The organism is Dinghuibacter silviterrae, assembly GCF_004366355.1.
Taxonomy (GTDB): Bacteria; Bacteroidota; Bacteroidia; order Chitinophagales; family Chitinophagaceae; genus Dinghuibacter; species Dinghuibacter silviterrae.
This window is the reverse complement of sequence record NZ_SODV01000002.1, coordinates 779,584-797,708: the sequence shown is the minus strand read 5'-3', so window position 1 is coordinate 797,708 and position 18,125 is coordinate 779,584. Positions and strand designations below refer to the sequence as shown.

Genomic DNA, 18,125 nt, shown 5'->3' with positions numbered 1-18,125 from the left:
CGGTGAGTTTGAACTCAGGGTAGTTCTCTCAATTCCACGCTATGAGTCACCGGCCGGTTGATGGTATAGATATCGTCGATTATGGTGTTCATTTGTTTGAGCCAGCCCTGGCGGACGGCGGGGTACCGGGCGGCCCGGTAGTTGTCGCGCTTGGACGCTACGTCCCAGCGTTTGGCCGCGGCCGTGTTTACGGAATCCATGGCCGCCGCGTCGTCCTTGTACATCATGTTCAGGTCCCGGAAGTAATCGAACTGAAGCCAGTAGTAGGCCCTGATCTTCGATTCCACAGCCATCCGTTCTTCATTCAGCAGCAATACGGACATGGCCTGTTCGTATTCCGGGGTATTGGTTTGCATGGCCAGGTTGATCCCCTCGCCCAGTTGGGCGCCGGTCCATTGGCCAATAGGCTTCCCATCCATTCGTAATTCATACGTCTTATCCCCCAGCCCGTTCACCCGCAACATTTCCCGGTTGAACTCGGTATAAAAAGGGAGGAGGCTGACGGCCCCGGATTGCGGGCGGGGGTTCCCCCACAAACGGGGTACCGTGTCGACAGGGTACGGCAAGGAGGCGGCGAGATAGTTGAAATGGAGGTCTGCCGGGCTGCCGGTAAGACCGGTGATGCTGCAATTGTCTTGCTTCTGAACCTGGTGGGTACGGGCGTCGAGGGATATGTCCGCTACTACCCGCCCTCCCAATCCTTGAGCCTTTAGAAACAGGTAAGCCATGACGAAATGACCCGCATTGCCCGGGTGGATACGGTCGTCCCCGGTTAAAGTAAACGCGGAGTCCTTTTGTTGTTCTCTAAGCGTGATGGCCGTCATAGGGTGAAAAAAATCCACAAAGCCCCAGTGATTTTCGTTTGCCGCCGCCTCCTGGAATTGGGTGATCTGTTCCATGGCCAGGCTCTTTTTAGGGAAATAGTTCTTTGGGTTTTTCATGGTCTCGTCGTACGGTGAGGACGAGATTAATATTTTCCGGGCGCCGCTGAGCGCCTTCAACTTCGGTTCCAGCAGTTCGAAAAAATGACGGGATGTCGCCACCCGGGCCCGCGCCCCGGAGTCGGGGTTCGGCCCAAGGAATTCAAAATAACCGGAGTCGTTCATCCCGAAAGTGAGGCAAACAACGGTCGGCCGTTTGGAAAGGACGTCGTCGTCAAAACGCTTGTACATATTTTCCGCCCTATCACCCCCGATGCCCACGTTAAATACGGTGATGCGTTTCTCCGGGAAGTGGAGCATGTAATACAACCAGATATAAGATTCATAGTAGCCGGCCTCGGTGATGCTGTTCCCCATAAATGCGACCCGGTCTCCTGTTTGAAAAGGCGCGGGGGCATGGAGCTGGGCCGTGGCACGGCCGCAAACAATAAGGAATACAATAGCGAAAACTTTTTTCATTGCAACGATGGTTTGGAAACGTGTATAAATTTCAGCGTCCGGATGCCAAAACGGGGCATGGCCAGCGCGATAGAAGTATGGTCTTTCCCCGGCGTGAGCGTTCGGATGATGTGGCCGTCCAGGGCGATCAGTTGTACCTCCCCCGAGGAAAACCCGGTGTAGACGCGGTGGACGTTATCATCCCCCGACGCGTTGAAGATACGCACCTCAAGGTCTCCGCCGGACATCAGCAGGGTCGTGACCTGCCAGCCTTTGGCGTCGGTGTGAAGGAGCGACGCGGCGCCCGGGCCCGCGGCCAGGCTCACACGCAGCGGCTCCTCCCACTTCATCTCCTCCGATGCAACATCAGCCTGATCCCAGGTTCCCTCGTGGGGTACGAGCGCGTAGCCGAGTTCGGAAGGGCCCGTCAGCGTATAGTTCCGGCCAAAGAGGCCATCCCCGGAATACTGTACTGTCAGCCCCAATGGATCATGAGGACCATGTGCATACGAGGTCGTATGGTCGGACAACACCGCCATGCCATATTGCCCCGTTCCGTCGGTCACATCCACCCAGTGCAACAGGACAACGTTCTTGATACTGTCCCAGCTATTGAAAAAAGTATTCGTCAACCGGCTCCTCAATACGTCAAAGGGCGCATCTTTATATACTTTCTGACCGGACAGCGCCAGGGGGAATACTGCCTGTAGCTTGAAACTGTCGTTGTAAAAAGCCTTTTGCAACAGATGTCCCTTTACACTGTCGGGCGACTCCCCAATGCCCATATTGTCCGTCCAGTCGATGTGCAAGCGTACGTCGATCCGGCGCTGGCCCTGCGCCAACGTAAGATACTGGGTAAAGGGGACGCCGGCGATCTGCCCTTGCACCTCCACTTTTACCCTGAGCGGGCCGTTCTCCAGGATATGAATGCCGGCCGGCGTTTCCGTGCTGGAGTGGAATCCGCCCAGGTGGTAAAAGTTCCCCCGGAGCGCTCCCAGCGGGCCCGCCGTGAATGTCTTGTTGTGGAGCCGCTTTGCCGCCAGGCTTTTGATAGCGCCGCCTTTGGCCGGGTCCAGGACGAGGCTATAGAGATCGGTTTCGATGCGGCAGGTGCCGTCTTTCTGAAAAAATGCCTGGGCGCCTTTTCCGGCGGGTGTGGGACCCTTCGCCCCGGGGGTGGCGCCCTTTTGAGAAGGGGTGGCGCCTTTTTGAGAAGGGCCGGTGCCCTCCTTCAGGAAGTACGTGGCATATCCCAGCGAGGGCACACGCGCGCGGAAAAGCCACCCCGTCGTGTCTGCGGCCTGCGAGGGGACGACATAATGGTGTTCGTCGAGTATCGTCGCGCCTTTCCAACCCGCCGGTAACGGAAAGGCTACACATTCCTCCCGCGCCGTGGCGGTGCTGTTGAAAACGCGCACGGCCTGCTCACGGGGCGCCTCGTGTGGCGCGCCTGCGCCAGAGGCGGCGGGCGGCGTGGTGGCGCCAGATGGCACGGGCGGTGTGGTGGCGCTAGGCGGCACTGGCGGCGCGCCCGACAGCGCGTCCATAGACCGCTCCAGGATGCTGTCGCACCTCCGATCAGTATTCCCCGTCCACTGCGTCACGTGGTCCGCCCAAGTGAGGCCCCCGCGCTCGTTGTAAGGGACAATCCAGCAATCGTGGTGCTGGGACAACAAAAGGGTGCGCCAGGCCTCATCCAGGGAGAGGCCCGGCCAGGGTTCGTCCCCGAAGACAGCCGCCATGGCGGCCAGCTTTTCGGTGGCAACGATCTTGTTTTCCGATGCGCGTACCTGGCGGGCAATCCGCTGAAGTACCTGGCCGCCCCAAACGAGGCTTACGAGGACATCTTCCTGGGAGAAGCGCCAGTCGTCTTGTGTGCGCCCGGACGTCCGGCGGTCGATATAGCCCCTCCAGGTCTCGAAGACCGTGGGCATGTAGGGCGTCGCCACGTCGGCGGTAGCGATTGCGCCGGCGGTGCCGGCCGCGGCGGCGCCCGGCTTTATCCACGGCCCGTTATTCCACCCCGCATCCTGCAGACACATCCCCACAGGATGCGCTATGCCCGCCGCAAAGGCGCGCGTGATGTAAGCCACGGAGTTGTTACAGGCGATCGTTTCCCAGGTAGACCGTGGTTTTAGCGCCTCGACGGCGTAACGGGGAACGGCGAGGATCCGGCTTCCATCGGGCCCTATCCAATTCACCAGCTCGCCCCCATAAGCCCTCGTATAGCCACCCCAACACGTATTGGGGTTTTTCAGGGAGGCGTATTTGAATCCGTAAGAGGATAAGATTTGTGGCAGTGCGCTGGTGAAACAAGGTTCTTCGGAAGAGTAGGTGGTGAAAACAGCCCCGGGGAAGTGGGCCCGCAATTTCCGGATGCCGTAGTAAAACTGGCGGATGATGCTTTCACCGGAAATATTGTACAGGTAGCTCTGTCCGTAGGCGGGGTTGATGTATTCGATCCTGCCATCGGAGGACTGGTCCGCGAACATCTTTTCGAAATCGGCATAAGCGGCGGGGTCCTTTTCTTCGATCGTATCCCAGGACTCGGGTTCGAGCTCCAGGTTGATCTTCCACCAGGGATGGGCGTTCAACTGGTCTACCATGAAACGGGTCTGCCAGGGCGGGAGGTGTCCGTAGATGCCACCGTGATAGCCGTCGATGAAATAGGCGGCCCGAGCCGCGGCGTCCGGCGCGGGGCGGGCCGTGGTGCGCGGGGCGAGGCAGGCCCCGGCGCTATCCTGCGCCCGCACCCCCGCGCCCGCGGTCAAAAGTAAGCTCCATATCGTCAGTAAGTACTTCATTTTTCCACCCAGTCATCGGTTCTAAAGGGCACCGCAGGCCATCCCGCCCCGTTTTCAAGGTTGGTCACCGGATAATTGGTAAACGCATACCGCGCCGCCAGGGGTTTCCTGACTTTGTCCGAATGCAATACCACGTGGTCACCCTCGATCGTAGCCACCGCGGGGTAAAACACCTTATCCGCTCCAGCCATGGTAAAAAACAAGGGCGCCCCGCCATCGATGGTCTTCAGCCCTCCGCTGAGGGTGCCTGGTTCGAAATGAATAACAACATCCCGACCCCGGACTTCCATACATTGGTAGTGGGGGCCGCTGTGCACGATCCCTTCGAGACCGTAAGTGCCGGCGAGGGCGGTAGCGGCAAGACGCTCGCCCACGGGTTTTTTGTTGATGGGGTGCAGGTTTTTGGATTCTCCCACGTCCATGGTGACGACCATCGCGGTATGGTCGAGGTCGGAAATGCGTTCCTGGGCTTCCCGGAAAAAAGCATAGTCCGCCAAAGTGGGATCTTCTTTGTCATAAAAGTAAGGGGCCACTTGTACATAGTAGAAGGGCAGGTCCCCCTGTGCAAAGCCGGTTCTCCAACACCGGACAAGGGTTTGGGTCAGGCGGGTATAGCTGTCCCTTTCCATACGGTTGGATTCTCCCTGGTACCAGCAGATGCCGCGTATCGACAAGTGACGGAAGGGATGGATCAATGCATTGTATAAGAGAAAAGGACGCGTGACCTTTTCAAAGCTAAAGCCACCGTCGATGACCTCCTTGGAGCGGGGACTGGACAGGTAGGGTTGCAGGTAGACCCGGTTGAGCTGGGTATCGGCGGCCAGGGCCTCTTCGGGCACATACGCCTGGGCAGCGGAAGCGCCGATCCCCGAAAAAATAAGCCCCACGGGCACGTTCAGGGTTTCCTGGAGTTTCCGGCCAAAGTAGTAAGCCACGGCGCTAAAACCCTTTACGGTTTCGGGAGAGCAAGGCACCCATTTCCCTTTTACATTCTCCAGGGGATGGTCGCTAAAGTTGAGGGCCGTGTTAAAAAGGCGTATCGACGGATGGTCGGCCGCGGCGATTTCCGAAGTGGAATCCAGCACGGTGATCATGCTGAACTGCATATTCGACTGACCGCTGCAAAACCAGACTTCGCCTACGAGCACATTGTGCAGCGTGATGACCGACGCGCCCGCCCGCACGGTGAGCGTGTGGGGCTTGTAGTCGCCGGGAGCCACGCGAGGAACATCGATGATACCCAGGAAGGTATCCGAACGGTCAGCTATTACCGTGACGGGGTTGGACATCCAGTCCGCCTGGATCTCCACGGTGGTGCCGGCCGGAGCGGCGCCCCACACTTTGAAGGGCTTGTTTTGCTGGATCACCATGTTGTCCTGGAGGACGATGGCCAGCGTCAGGGTCACCGCGGGCCGGAGGCCGTCCGCCCGCCGCGTGGCCGGCTGCGAGCCCCGTGCGGCCGCCGCAGGGCCGTGAGGCCCCCGCGGCGGGGCCAGCTCGCCCCTCCGCGGGGGCCTCACGGCCCCCGGCAGAACGGGGCTGATCATCAACAATGCAAGTATCGGGAAAAGAATCTTTTTCATTGCGGATGGTTGTATGGTTCAACAATCAGCTTATAGCCATCGCTCCCCAGCAAGGTAGGATCGAATTCGATACCGACTTTCCTGGACTCCCCCGGCAGGAGGGTGAAATAGTTGTCGTCTTGCAACGCCGGCAAAATCCGGTCTCCGGTGGCGGCCCGCACGGCCTGTAGGCGAACGGCAAATGCCACGACGGCGGTGGGGTTGGTGACCGTTGCCTCGATCGTGTCGGACGCGGCCCCCCGGAGGAAACGGGAGGTCACGCGGAGCCGGACGGGGCGCAGCTTGTTCAACGCCGTATAGTCCGAAAGCTGGTTGCCACGCCAGTAAAAGTTATCCGACAACAACCGGCCGCTGTCGTCTTTTAGCAAAAGCCGGATAAAATGGAGGGGCGAGGTTGCCGCGCGTTTGCGTCCATAGACTTCGAAGTCGTAGAGGGAATATCCGAAGGCGGTTGCCCGGCGGATACCCAGCATCCGCACATACTGGGCCGTCACCGGGGCAAAAGTAACAGGATCGATCCCGCCCTTTCCATCCCCGGTGGCATACACGTCTTTCCAGGTGACGGCGTCTCCGGAGACTTGTATCTTGTAGGCTTTTCCGTAAGCGGCCTCCCAGTGGAGGGTAACGGCCCCGATCTCCCGGGGTTCGCCCAGGTCTACATAGATCCATTCGTCGTCCCGGTAGGCGCTGCTCCAGCGGGAACCGGCATTGCCGTCGGTCACGGCGCCGGCATCGGGTGCCTCGGTGGCGCCGGAAGAGGCAACGGCCGTTTTTTGCCGCGCCAGGTCGTCTATGCCAAAATCCAGGGAAAAACAGGCTGTCGCGGTGTCTGAAGGCGCGTCCACAACGGCGGTCCGGCCATAGGCAGGGAGGGGCCTGCCGTCGAGGTCATAGACGATGGCCTGGGCGTGCAAACCATGTAAGTCGTCCAAGGTCGTATTAATCACCTTTACAGAATTGTCCGCGTAGCTCCATTGAATGTGAATGGGCTCGCAGGCCTTGCGGACGCCCCAATAGGCACCGGTGAGGTCGTAATAGTAGTCGTACGTCTGCCATACCATCGACGGATAGGCAGACTGGCTCATCCAGGTCATGACACCGGAGGCGTCGTCCCATATATGGTGTTGCCACCCTTCATAGAGGGCTTTGTTGGTCTCTATATTCAACAACTGGGCCTTGCGGCAGAAGTCCTTGATGCCTTCCGCTTTCCCGTAACTGGCATCGATCGTGGCCATATAGCTGTCGGGGCCCGCGTTGGCGGCCGACGGCCCAAAGAAATGTTTGTCCCACATGGGGTTCCTGGGCCACCAGGTACTGTCGGGCATAAACCGGGAAAAACTCTCATAAGTAGGAAAGACCGCCGTTCCAATCTCCGTCCGGAAACCCCAGCCAGGGCTCCCCCCAAACCCACCCGGATAGCGGGTGAAGTACCAGGTGGGGTGGGCGTTGGTCCAGGGTCCGCTCCCCGTAAGGGCTCCTAAATGGGAGTTGGGCTGGTACCAGCGGTCTCCCCCGTCGAAAGCGCTAACGTCTTCCCGGAGCCAGCCGTTCAATGGGGGAAGGGGCGTACCCTCGTTGTCTCCGCACCAGACGGCGATGGAAGGGTGGTTCCGGAACCGTTTGATTTTTTCCACGGCATTGGCGTTAAAGGCAAATACGTCGTCCGGCAGGTTGGGATGAGAGTTGAGCCAGAAGTCATCCCACACCATGATCCCATATTTGTCACAGGCATCATAAAAGGCCTCGTCGGTCGTAGACCCGATCCAGTTGCGGATCATGTTGAGGTGCATCTCCCGGTGAAGCCTGACTTTCACATCATATTCCGCGCCCCTGCACCGGAGCAGGTATTCGCTCATGCCCCAGTTGCCGCCCCGTACAAAGATCCGCTCGCCGTTGACCTTGATGTGGAGCACCCCCCCGGTGGTATCGTAGCCGTACTGGCGAATACCAAAGGTCACACGGCGGCTGTCGGACACCTGACCGTCTACCGTAAATGTAACATCACAGGTATATAAATTCGGGGCACCGTATCCATTCGGCCACCAAAGGGCAGGGTCCTGCACCCGCACCCGATCGAAGGAAACGTCCTGAGGCCCGCGACCAAGGGTCACCTTGCGCGAAAGAACAATATTTCCGGGCTGGATGACCGCCTTTAGCACCCCTTCCTCGGTTTGCCCCGAATGGTTGTCAAGCCCCACCCTTACCGCAATGGATGCTTCTTTGCGTGAAGGCACTTCCGTACGGATCCAGGGATCGACGATCGTCACCCGGCCGGTCTCGGTGAGGTATACCTCGTCCGTAATCCCATTCAGCAACCCCGGAACCGAGGGCATCCAGTCCCAGCCGTCGCTGGATATATACGTCGGGCTGGCATGGTTGGGGATGGGCAGGCCGGGCCAGTGCACGAGCACCGCCAGGACGTTCCTGCCGCCCGGCGCGACCAACCCGGTAATATCGTAGTCGCCCCGTTGCATAAAGCCATCCAGGAGACCGAGACGGACACCGTTGAGAAAGACTTCGCCCTTGCGGTTGACGCCGCGGAAGTGGAGCCAAAGGTGCGCGGCCGCGCCAACCGCCGCCGGCGTGGCACCCACGTTGGCTCCAGGCGCGCCAAGCGCGCCACCCGCTAAGCCCACCGGTGTGGCAAACTCCGTTCGGTACCAAAAATTACGATCGTATTTTGACTTATCTACGTGGTAGATATTATCCGCATAATTGGGATCCTTTTCCAACCCCGCCCGAACGTATGCGTCGAACACCACACCCGGGACGACACCGGGTACCCAGTCTCGCGTATCATACCCCAACTGAACCATCTTTACACTATCCACTTCCGCTTGCGGCTTGATCCGCCATTGCACAGCGGGATTGTCGCTGCCAAGGGAAATCCGGGTCTGCGCCCATAAAAGTCCGGGCCGACAAAACGCCAACCATAGAACCGTGACCGTCTTTACAATTCGTGCCATTCTTATTTGCATTTGGACAGCGAGAAGGGTTTGTCTTCTTCCGCCGTGCCTCTTTTAAGATTGGGTTTGTTGCTCATTTGCAATCGTAACACCCCGCCCCGGGCGATGTCCCCATACGTGATCCAGTTGTGCGTATAGGGTACGCCGTTGAGGGTAGCGGCGTCGATGTATACGTTGTCTTTGCTGTTCCCATCGGCTTCGATGATGAATTGCCTGCCGTCCTCCATCGTCAGGGTGATTTTATTAAACACAGGGCTGCCCAGGACGTATTGATCGGTGCCGGGGCAGACGCTGTAGATCCCCATGGCGCTAAGGACGTACCAGGAGGACATGCCACCCTGGTCCTCGTCCCCGGGGTATCCGTTTTCGGTGGCGTTGTAGAGCTTGTCCATGACCTGGCGGATGTGGAACTGGGTTTTCCAGGGTTGACCCGCGTAGCTGTACAAGTAGATCATGTGTTGGATGGGCTGGTTCCCGTGGGCGTATTGTCCCATGTCCTCGATGACCATTTCCTTCATCTCGTGGATCATGGCGCCGTACGTGCCGTAGTGGACGGTGTTGGATACGGTAAAAACGGAATCCAGTTTCAAAATAAAGGGCGCGTCGCCCCCCATGAGGTTGATCAACCCCTGGACGTCATGGAAGACGGACCAGTTGTAGTGCCAGGCATTGCCCTCGGTATAGGGGCCGCCCCATTCATAAGGATCGAAATGAGGGACCCAACTGCCGTCAGCCTGACGGCCGCGCATGAACCCGGTAACGGTATCGAAAACGTTCCGGTAGTTGTACATCTGCCGGCCAAAAACGTGCGCATAAAACTCGTTCCCTGTGAGCCTTGCCAGGTGGTAGGCGCAAAAGTCGTCATAGGCGTATTCCTGGGTCTGCGCAGTCGAGCCCTGGGATTCAGGGTACGGTACATAGCCGAGCTCGAAATATTCCTTCCAGCCGGCCCGGCCGTTGGCGCCGCCCCAGGGCCCTTTGTTCATGGACTCGTGGGCGTAGGCCTTCAGCGCGGAATCGGGACTAAAGGTCCGGATGCCCTTTACCCAGGCGTCGGTAAGTAAAGATATGGCGTGGTTGCCCAGCATGCCCCCCGTTTCGGAGGGTGCCGACCAGGCGGGCAGCCAGCCGCACTGGTGCCAGGCGTCCAGGAGCGCCTGCATATAACGACCCTGTTGCGTCGGCTGGAGAATGTTGCTTAGCGGGAACTGTGAGCGGAAGGTATCCCAGAAGCCGTTGTCCGTATACATATACCCGTCGTGGATCTGGGCGTCGTACGGACTGTAGTAATAAGGGTGGCCATCTTTCCCGTATTCGAAGAAAGTATGGGAGAAAAGGCTGGCGCGGAAGAGACAACTATAAAATGTGGCCTTGTCGGCCTCAGTCCCGCCTTCCACGAGGACGCGGTGGAAAAGATCGTTCCAGACCTTGTCGGCGGCTTTATGAGTGGCGTCGAAGGTGGGAGCGACCTCACGGTCCAGGGTAACCGACGCCTGGTCGGGACTGATGTAAGAGGAGGCGATGCGTGCCTCAACAACGGCACCGGGTTTGAAGCGCAAGAAGGCCGCGACCGGACGGTCGCCTTCACCGGAAGTATCGCCCGTGGCGGCATAACCGGTGAACGGCGTATTGAATGCAATCACGAAGTAGTTGCGGAAGCCCCGGGGCACCCAGCGCCCGTTGTCGACCCACCCGGAAATACTGCGGTGGTCGGGCGAAACAAGCAGGTGGCAGTGTTTGATGTACCCGTCGAACACGACAAAGGCGTCGTGGCCTTTTGGGAAAGTAAAGCGCATCGCGGCCCCGCGCTCGGTGGGGGCGATTTCGGCGCGGATGCCATTGTCCAACCGGACACTGTAGTAGCTTGGTTGGGCGATCTCATTGCGATGGGAGAACGCCGATGCGCGTTGATCGGCGCTGGTATCGAGCACGGGCATCAGCGAGAAAACACCGTAGTCGCCAACCCAGGGGCTACACTGGTGGGTTTCGCCGAAGGCTCGAATCGAACCGGACTGATATTGGTATTTCCAACCATCCCCGTCGCGGCCGGTCTGCGGGGACCAGGCGTTCATGGGGAATGGCAGCGCGGTGGAGGGGTAGGTGTTGCCGTAGCTAAGGCCGAAATCGGAATTCGTGCCTTGTAACGTGTTGGCATAGTGTACAAGGTCCTGCGCCTGCGCGTAAGCGCAAAAAAGGCAACCGGCGAGGTATAATAGCGATTTCATTTGCCCCATTTTTTATTGGGGCTGGGCCCCATTTGTAATTCCAGCACGCCGCCCGCGAGGAGTTGCGCGTGGTCGATATGGCAATACGGATAAGGTTGTCCGTTGAGGGTGGCGCTTTGAATGTACACGTTCTTGGCAGCGTTGTTCCGGGCCACGATGGTGAAGGTCGCACCGCCCGCGAGTGTAAAAACGATGCGGGAGAACACGGGACTCGTGATTTCATACCGCGTATCGCCGGGGCATACGGGGTGAATCCCGCTGGCGGCCAGGACATACCAGGCGGACATTTGTCCCACGTCTTCGTTTCCGACGAGGCCTTCCACGTCGTCGTGGTAAGCGCGGGCGCAGACCTGGCGGCTCCAGTATTGCGTCAGCCAGGGAGCACCGAGACGATTGAAAAGGAAGGGTACGTGGTGGACCGGTTCGTTGGCCTGATTGAAATAGTCGTTCCACAACATGCCGTCGGGTGTATGCCGGAAGAGATACAGCAAGTCGGCAATGACCTTGGACCGCCCGCCCATGAGTTGCACCATACCGGGTATGTCGTGGGGAACAAACCAGCCTTGCTGATAGGGGTTGCTTTCCACCGTTCCGTAGAATTGGGTCAGCCGCCCGGTGGCAGGCCAGGCCTCCCAGGAACCGTCGGCCTTTCGGGGGCGGAACCAGTGAACGGTGGTGTCCCAGATGTGGCGATAGCTCTGAGACCGGGCGGCGTAGCGGGCCGAATCATCGGTATGCCCCAGCGCCGAGGCGAGGCGCGAAAGGCACCATTCCGAAAAGGCGTCTTCCAGCGTATTGGAGATCACGAAAGGAGAAGATGCATAAGACGTCCCGCTATGGTCGTCGGGGTCGCAGATATATGCCCAGCCGCGATCACCGTTGCCAAAACGTTCGCAACTGTTTACAGCATACGTATACGCTTTGGAGACGTCAAAGTTCCGGATGCCCTTGGCGTAAGCGTCGGCGATCATGATGACCGCCGGGTTTCCGATCATGCAACCGGTATAGGCATTCATCAGCTCCCAGCGTTCGAGGTAGTGTTTGCCGCTTTGATCGGCCAGCTCTACAAGAGAGTTGATCATGTCGCTCACGACGGTGGGGTTGATCAGGGCCTGCAGGGGCATCTGGCTCCGGAAAACGTCCCAACCGCTAAAGACGGTCCGCTTGGAAAAAGTCGGCGAATGGTGTATTTGACCGTCTCCGCCGGGATAGCTTCCGTCTGCATCGGAGAGTACCCGGGGATCGATGAGGCTGTGGTAAAGGGCGGTGTAGAAGACGGCCTTTTCAGCGGAAGTTCCCCCGCTGACGCGGATCTTGTCCAAGGCCCGGCTCCACAACAAGCGGGCTTGCGCATGAACGCGGTCAAAATCCCAGTCCGGGATTTCGGTCGTCAAATTGGCGCGGGCGCCTGCCACCCCAACGAAGGATATGCCCACCTTTAACAGCACCTGTTCCCCCGGCTTTGCGGCAAACTCGGTGAAAAATCCGAGGTGCTTGCCCTGTTTTTCCCCCACCCCACGCAACACTTCGGCTTCACCGACACGTTCCTGGTAAAGGTTGCTTTCGATGGATTCGCGTTTGCGGGACCAGTTGTCGGGTATATCGGCGGACCATATTCCATAATGAAGAAGGGGCTTGCTGAATTCGGCGTGGAAATACACCGTGTAATACACATGTCCCGCACCGTCACCCCAGCCGCCGCCGTCCGGCGTGCATTGCATCCAGCCTTCTATGCTGTGGTCGTCCGTTACGTGTACGTATTGCAGCGTGGAGGTCCCACCCACCCGCCTGGCCAGGTCGATTTGTATACGGGAAGGGCCGCCGGCATTGTAGGTAAAGCGCAGCATGCCGCTGTGGGGTGCGGCCGTCATTTCGGCGCGGACCCGGTAGCGTGTCAACAAGACGGAGTAATAACCCGCGCTGGCCTGCTCCGTTGTCTTTGCATAACCGGAGCGATAGCCTTCCGGGATATGATCCGGCCGCCCGGCCCTTGTTTTCAGGGGGCCCGTCGCCGGCATCACCAGGAAGTTCCCCAGGTCACCGTACCATCCTACCCCGCTGAGCTGAGTAAAAGCAAAACCTTCGATACTCTTGTGTTCATAACTGTACCCCGAGCCGTTGTCCCCACCGGTGATGGTGTTGGGGCTGACCTGTACCAGGCCGAAAGGGGTGGTGGCGCCGGGGAATGTTTTTCCAAGGCCATGAACGGCCCCGGCCTTTTCAGCACTGGCGCTCGCACCGATAAAAGGGTTTACATAGTCGACGGGCTGTTTCGACTGGGCAAGGCCCGCCAATGGGGTTAGCCATAAGAGTACGTGTAGCCATCTCATAATCCAATCTGTATACCGATGTTTAATACTTTTTGTGTCAGGTAGGCGTCCCCCGCGGTATTGGACTGTACTTCGGGGTCCTGCTGGTATTTTTTGGAGACGTTGCTCCAGGTGAGGAGGTTATAAGCGCTGAGGTAGAGCCGGGCGTTGTTCAGGCGGAAGGGCAGGTCCTTTTTGGGGAACTGGTAGGAGATATCCACCGTTTTCATCCGGATATAGTGCGCGTTGATCAGCCAGAAGTTCGACATATAGTTGGACGGGCTGTTGATCGTCGTGGCGTCGGTCGTGAGCCGGGGGAACTCCGCGGCGCTGGCGGTAGCCGGTGTCCAGGCCGTTTGGTGTATGGGCTGCCACTGGCTCTGGAAGGGTTCGATGGCGATACCGGAAAGGCCCAGGCTGTACTGGAAGGCGCCTTGGAACAGGATACTTACGTTCAGGCCTTTATAGCCCAATTTAATGGGCAGCCCGACGGTGGTATTGGGTATGTTCGGCCGCCCGATCGCCGTTTCGTCGTTCTGGTCGATGACGCCGTCGCCATTGAGGTCTTTGTACTTGATGTCCCCGGCCACCACGGGCGCGGCGGTGTTGGGTTTGGCCACCTTGGCGTTGTTGATGTCGGCCTGGGTATAGAAGCCCTGGAAGACATAGCCAAACGGCTGGTTGATCTGGTGACCGGTTGCGGCCAGCCAGGGAAAGCGGGGCGCGGCCTCGGCCTCATAGATGATTTTGTTGCGGTTGTGCGAATAGACGACGCCGATGCTGTAAAAGACCTTACCGGCGGTCGCGCTCCAGGTAAGGGTTTCTTCCCAGCCCTGGTTGGTCGTGACACCGACGTTGGTGGGCGAGAGCCCGATCCCTAATATAAGGGGCGTGTTTCCGGGTGTCACCAACTGGTTGAAGCGATACTCATGGAAGTAATCCGTCGTCGAGCTGAGCCTGTCGCCAAAGAGGTTCAGGTCCAGGCCCACGTCGGCCTTCCGGGATTTTTCCCAGGTCACGTTGTTGTTCCCGAGCGGTCCTTCGTACACCGTGGCCTGGCCCTGGGGTTGGGCGCCAAAGCTGTAGTTGGACCCGGTATAGTATATCTGCTGGTAGAGGTATTGATTGCCCAGGGCGACGTCGGAACCGACGACGCCGTACGTGGCCCGGAGCTTGAACAGGTTGATCTTTGGGAACAGGTCGCCGAAGAATTTCTCCTTGGCGACGTTCCAACCCGCGCCGGCGGCGGGGAAGAACCCGTAGCGGTGGCTGGCGTGGAAGCGGTCCGAACCGTTGTAGGCGGCGTTGAAATCAAGCAGGTACTTCTGTTTAAAGTCGTACCCGACCTTTAGCGAATATCCCTGGAATTTCGAAGGCACCGTGGCCACCTGGGCGGTCGCGGCATCGTCATCCACCCGGTTCGTCTGCTCGTGCCACAACAGCAGGGAGTTGAAGTGGTGGGCGTGGCTGAAAGTCCGGTCATACGAAAAATAAACCTGGGCGTCGACGTTCTGGATGTCCAGGTCGGGATACCCGGAGCTGGACCAGGTGCTTTCCACATAGCCGCCGCCGTTGGGGCCCGTGTTCAGGGTATAGGACCCGTCGGTGGGGTTGTAATGATAACTGGGCGGGTTCGCAAACGCGTGGTTGAGCGTCAGTACACTTTCCTGCTGGCTGGAATAGGCCAGTCTGCCGGTAAGGGATAAGCCTTCGGTGATGTCGCCCAGCTTCTCGTCGAAACCCAGGAGCGTATTGAAGTCCGTCCGGCGGTCGCGGGTGTAGCCGCCGGAAGCCAGCAGCGCGTTTAGCGTGGGCAACTGGCTCTGTGTGTCGTAGGCATACGCAAAGCTGCCGTTGGGGTTGATAAAGGGCGCGGAAAAGGGATGGAAGTCGTTATAGTTATAAATATCGGTGACCACGCCTACGTTCGAGGGTTGGTTGATGTCCATATACCGGGTGGTGAGGTCGAGCCGGAGCGAGAGGTTTTTGGTGGCCTGGATGTCCAGGTTGCTCCGGACGTTATACCGGTTGTAGAAATAGTTGTTGTTGACACCGGCAGAGTTGATGCCGGCTTGCTCGGTACCAAAGTTGCGCACCGTCCCATTCTGGGTAAAGACCCCCCCGGTGATGAAATACCTTACGTTGTGCGTGCCGCCGGAGACGTCCAGGTCGGCATTGGCCTGTTCGGAATGGGGACGCATGATGGCCTTGTACCAGTTGACGTTCGGGTGGCCGTAGGGATCGTCGCCGGTCTTGAAGTGCTGGAGGTCGGAAGCGGTGAACTGGGGCGAGAGGCCGTCATTGGCATAAGCCTCATTGACCAATAAAGCCGAGTGGTAAGCATCCAGGAACTTAGGGACAAGGACAGGCGATTGGGCACCCGCCTCTCCCCGGACATTGAACTTGGGGCGTCCCGCGAGACCGCGCTTGGTCGTGACCAACAGCACCCCATTGGCGCCCTTGATCCCGTAGATGGCCGTGGAGGAAGCGTCTTTCAGGATGGTGATGCTTTCGATTTCATTGACGTTGATCTGCGCCAGCTGGTCGTAGGTGTATTCGATGTCGTCCACCAGGATGAGCGGCTGGTTACCGTTCGGGTTGAGGGAGGAGACCCCGCGGATGTAAAAGTCGGAGGCGTCCCGGCCGGGCTGGCCTGACCGCTGCACGGTGACGAGGCCGGGCAACCGTCCGGCCAGTGCATTCTGTACGCTGGAAGTGGGGACGTCCTCGATCTCCTTGGCGTTGATCGCGCTCACGGCGCCGGTCATCGTCGTGCGGGGCTTGGCCGCGCCAAAACCCACGACGGTGACCTCGTCCATGCTGGACGTATTTTGTTCGAGTTTGACCTCGACGTCGTTTGTGCCTTGTTTGACCGTGATCGTCTGTTTGACGTAGTTCACGTAGGTGATGATCAGCTTCCCGACGTTCTCCCTGAGGACAATCCGGAATTCCCCCTTGTTGTCCGTGGGGACGGAATTTCGGGTCCCGGCCTCGGTTACCGTTGCACCCGACAGCGGCCCGTACTGGTCCCGGACGATACCGGTGATGATCCGGCCCTGGGCCAGGACGTCCCCGGCGTCCAGGAGGAGCGCCAGGACAAAGACATATAGCAGCAGCTTTTTCATTACCAGTTGGGGTTTTGTTTCATTTGAGGATTTTTGACCACTTCACCATAGGGGATGGGGTAGAAATACATTTGCGGGTCCTTAAAGGCCGTTGTCAAGACATTGATCCGGTTGTACACCAGCCCGGAGGCTGTCTGCTGGATGTCCATGCCCTGGAGCGGTGCCGCATTGTAGGCCTGGGCGGCGGTCTTCCAGCGGCGGATGTCCCAGAAATGGTGTTCCTCGAACGCCATCTCGATCCGCCGTTCGTTGTGTATGGCCGCGCGCATGGAGTCCTGGTCCATACCCGCCGTCAGACCGTACAGGTTATTCGTGCCCGGTGCGATACCGGCGCGCTGCCGGAGCGACGTCAGGACGTTATACACCGCAGCCGAAGGACCGGAGTATTCGTTGGTCGCTTCGGCAAAATCCAGCAGGATTTCCGCGTAACGGCAATAGATAAAGTCGTGGATCGTGTTGGAATATTCCGCAGGACTGCTGTTGACGGTCTCGAAGGGCCCCATGAACTTGCGCATGTAATAACCGGTCTTGGTCTCGGCAGACGTGCCGCCGGGTTTATCAAGCCCCCCGTCAAAGGTTTCCACGTTGCGGTTCAGCCAAAGGTGGCCGTTGTAGAAGATCGTGGCGTTCAGCCGGGGATCGCGGTTGCTGTAGGGATCCAATGGATTGTAGCCGGAAGCCGGGTCGGTGATCGCCAGGCCGTTGTTCATCGGGTAAGCATCCACCAACCCCTGGCTGGGACTGGTTTCCCCACCGCCCCCCGCGGACCCGTAACCGACAGGAGAATTGGTGGTCTCCACCGCCGTGGTCGGCCCGATCTGGACCCAGAAAATGGTTTCGGTATTGGTGCCAATGGGGTATGCCTGGGTGGTAAAGACGTTCTCGAAGGAAGGCACGAGGCTATAGAAGCCAAGGTTCATGACGTCCTGTGCCGCCTGAGCGGCTGTCTGCCAGCGGGTCGCGTCATAGCTGGGATAGCCGGTGAGGGGGTCGGCACCGTCGATGTTGCCGCCGTTGAAGAGGGGGCTTGCCGCCGTCAGCAACACCTGTGCTTTCAGCGCCATGGCCATGCCTGACGTGATGCGGCCGTAGTTGTTGGCGTCGAGCTCCTGGGGCGTGCGGAGACTGTCCTTGATGTTGTCGCACTCCGAAACAATATAGTTGACGCAGTCGGCAAAGGAATTCCGGGGGAGCTGGACGTTGTCGGTGATGGAAAACACCGTATCACCCACCAGGGGTACGCCCCCGTACCGTTCGATCAGCTGGTAATACAACCACGCCCTCAGGAACCGGGCCTCGGAGCGCAACGCGCCGATGGCCTTCCGCCCGTCCGGCAGCAGCAGGATGAGCGGCACCCGGTAAATGTTGTTGATAAATACGTTGCAGTCCCGTATGGCGTTGTAGTTTCTGGACCACTCATCGTCGGCGTTCGGAGAAGCCGCCGTATATGCCCCGGTGGCAATCATCTGGACATCCGACACCGTAAGCGAGCTGGAGACGGCGTCGTCCGAGGCGGCGTCCAGGTAGTCCCCGCCGACCCGGTTATGCCCGTTGGGCAGCGTCACCAGGTAACAGTTGGACAGGTAAAGGATCGCCTGCTGGCCGGACGAGTCCTGCGTATTGAATACGTCGTTTATGGTCGCTTGCTGACCCAGGGGCACCGATTCGTAGTTCTTCTGGCAGGCAGAAAGCCCCCACACGCACAGACCAAGGAAAAGACAATAGTTGCGCATC

The 18,125-nt window shown here is 58.9% G+C and carries 8 protein-coding genes; all 8 read right to left on the bottom strand.

The genetic code is table 11. The features are described from left to right. Nucleotides 1–14: 14 nt before the first annotated feature. The 8 genes from EDB95_RS20575 to EDB95_RS20540 are packed head-to-tail and all read right to left on the bottom strand — an operon-like array spanning nucleotide 15 to nucleotide 18,124. Nucleotides 15–1,400 (bottom strand): SGNH/GDSL hydrolase family protein, encoded by a 1,386-nt coding sequence (locus EDB95_RS20575; RefSeq protein ID WP_133996572.1) that lies wholly within the window; start codon nucleotides 1,398–1,400, stop codon nucleotides 15–17. Then, nucleotides 1,397–4,183, bottom strand: coding sequence for a glycoside hydrolase family 38 C-terminal domain-containing protein (locus EDB95_RS20570; protein WP_133996569.1), 2,787 nt, complete (start codon nucleotides 4,181–4,183; stop codon nucleotides 1,397–1,399). Before EDB95_RS20570 ends, EDB95_RS20575 begins: the two co-directional genes overlap by 4 nt. Next, nucleotides 4,180–5,766 (bottom strand): sialate O-acetylesterase, encoded by a 1,587-nt coding sequence (locus tag EDB95_RS20565; RefSeq protein WP_246073755.1) that lies wholly within the window; start codon nucleotides 5,764–5,766, stop codon nucleotides 4,180–4,182. Before EDB95_RS20565 ends, EDB95_RS20570 begins: the two co-directional genes overlap by 4 nt. Then, a complete protein-coding gene (locus tag EDB95_RS20560) occupies nucleotides 5,763–8,732 on the bottom strand; it encodes a galactose-binding domain-containing protein (protein WP_133996566.1) in 2,970 nt (989 codons plus the stop codon). The genes EDB95_RS20565 and EDB95_RS20560 overlap by 4 nt, the downstream gene beginning before the upstream one ends. A 2-nt stretch (nucleotides 8,733–8,734) precedes the next feature. After that, complete coding sequence (locus EDB95_RS20555) at nucleotides 8,735–10,957, bottom strand: GH92 family glycosyl hydrolase (protein ID WP_133996563.1); 2,223 nt, start codon at nucleotides 10,955–10,957, stop codon at nucleotides 8,735–8,737. Beyond that, nucleotides 10,954–13,287 (bottom strand): GH92 family glycosyl hydrolase, encoded by a 2,334-nt coding sequence (locus tag EDB95_RS20550; RefSeq protein ID WP_133996560.1) that lies wholly within the window; start codon nucleotides 13,285–13,287, stop codon nucleotides 10,954–10,956. The genes EDB95_RS20555 and EDB95_RS20550 overlap by 4 nt, the downstream gene beginning before the upstream one ends. Then, nucleotides 13,284–16,391, bottom strand: coding sequence for a SusC/RagA family TonB-linked outer membrane protein (locus EDB95_RS20545; protein ID WP_133996557.1), 3,108 nt, complete (start codon nucleotides 16,389–16,391; stop codon nucleotides 13,284–13,286). The genes EDB95_RS20550 and EDB95_RS20545 overlap by 4 nt, the downstream gene beginning before the upstream one ends. Further along, entirely contained in the window at nucleotides 16,391–18,124 is a 1,734-nt protein-coding gene (locus EDB95_RS20540) for a RagB/SusD family nutrient uptake outer membrane protein (protein ID WP_133996554.1), read from the bottom strand. The genes EDB95_RS20545 and EDB95_RS20540 overlap by 1 nt, the downstream gene beginning before the upstream one ends. Nucleotide 18,125 lies beyond the last annotated feature (1 nt).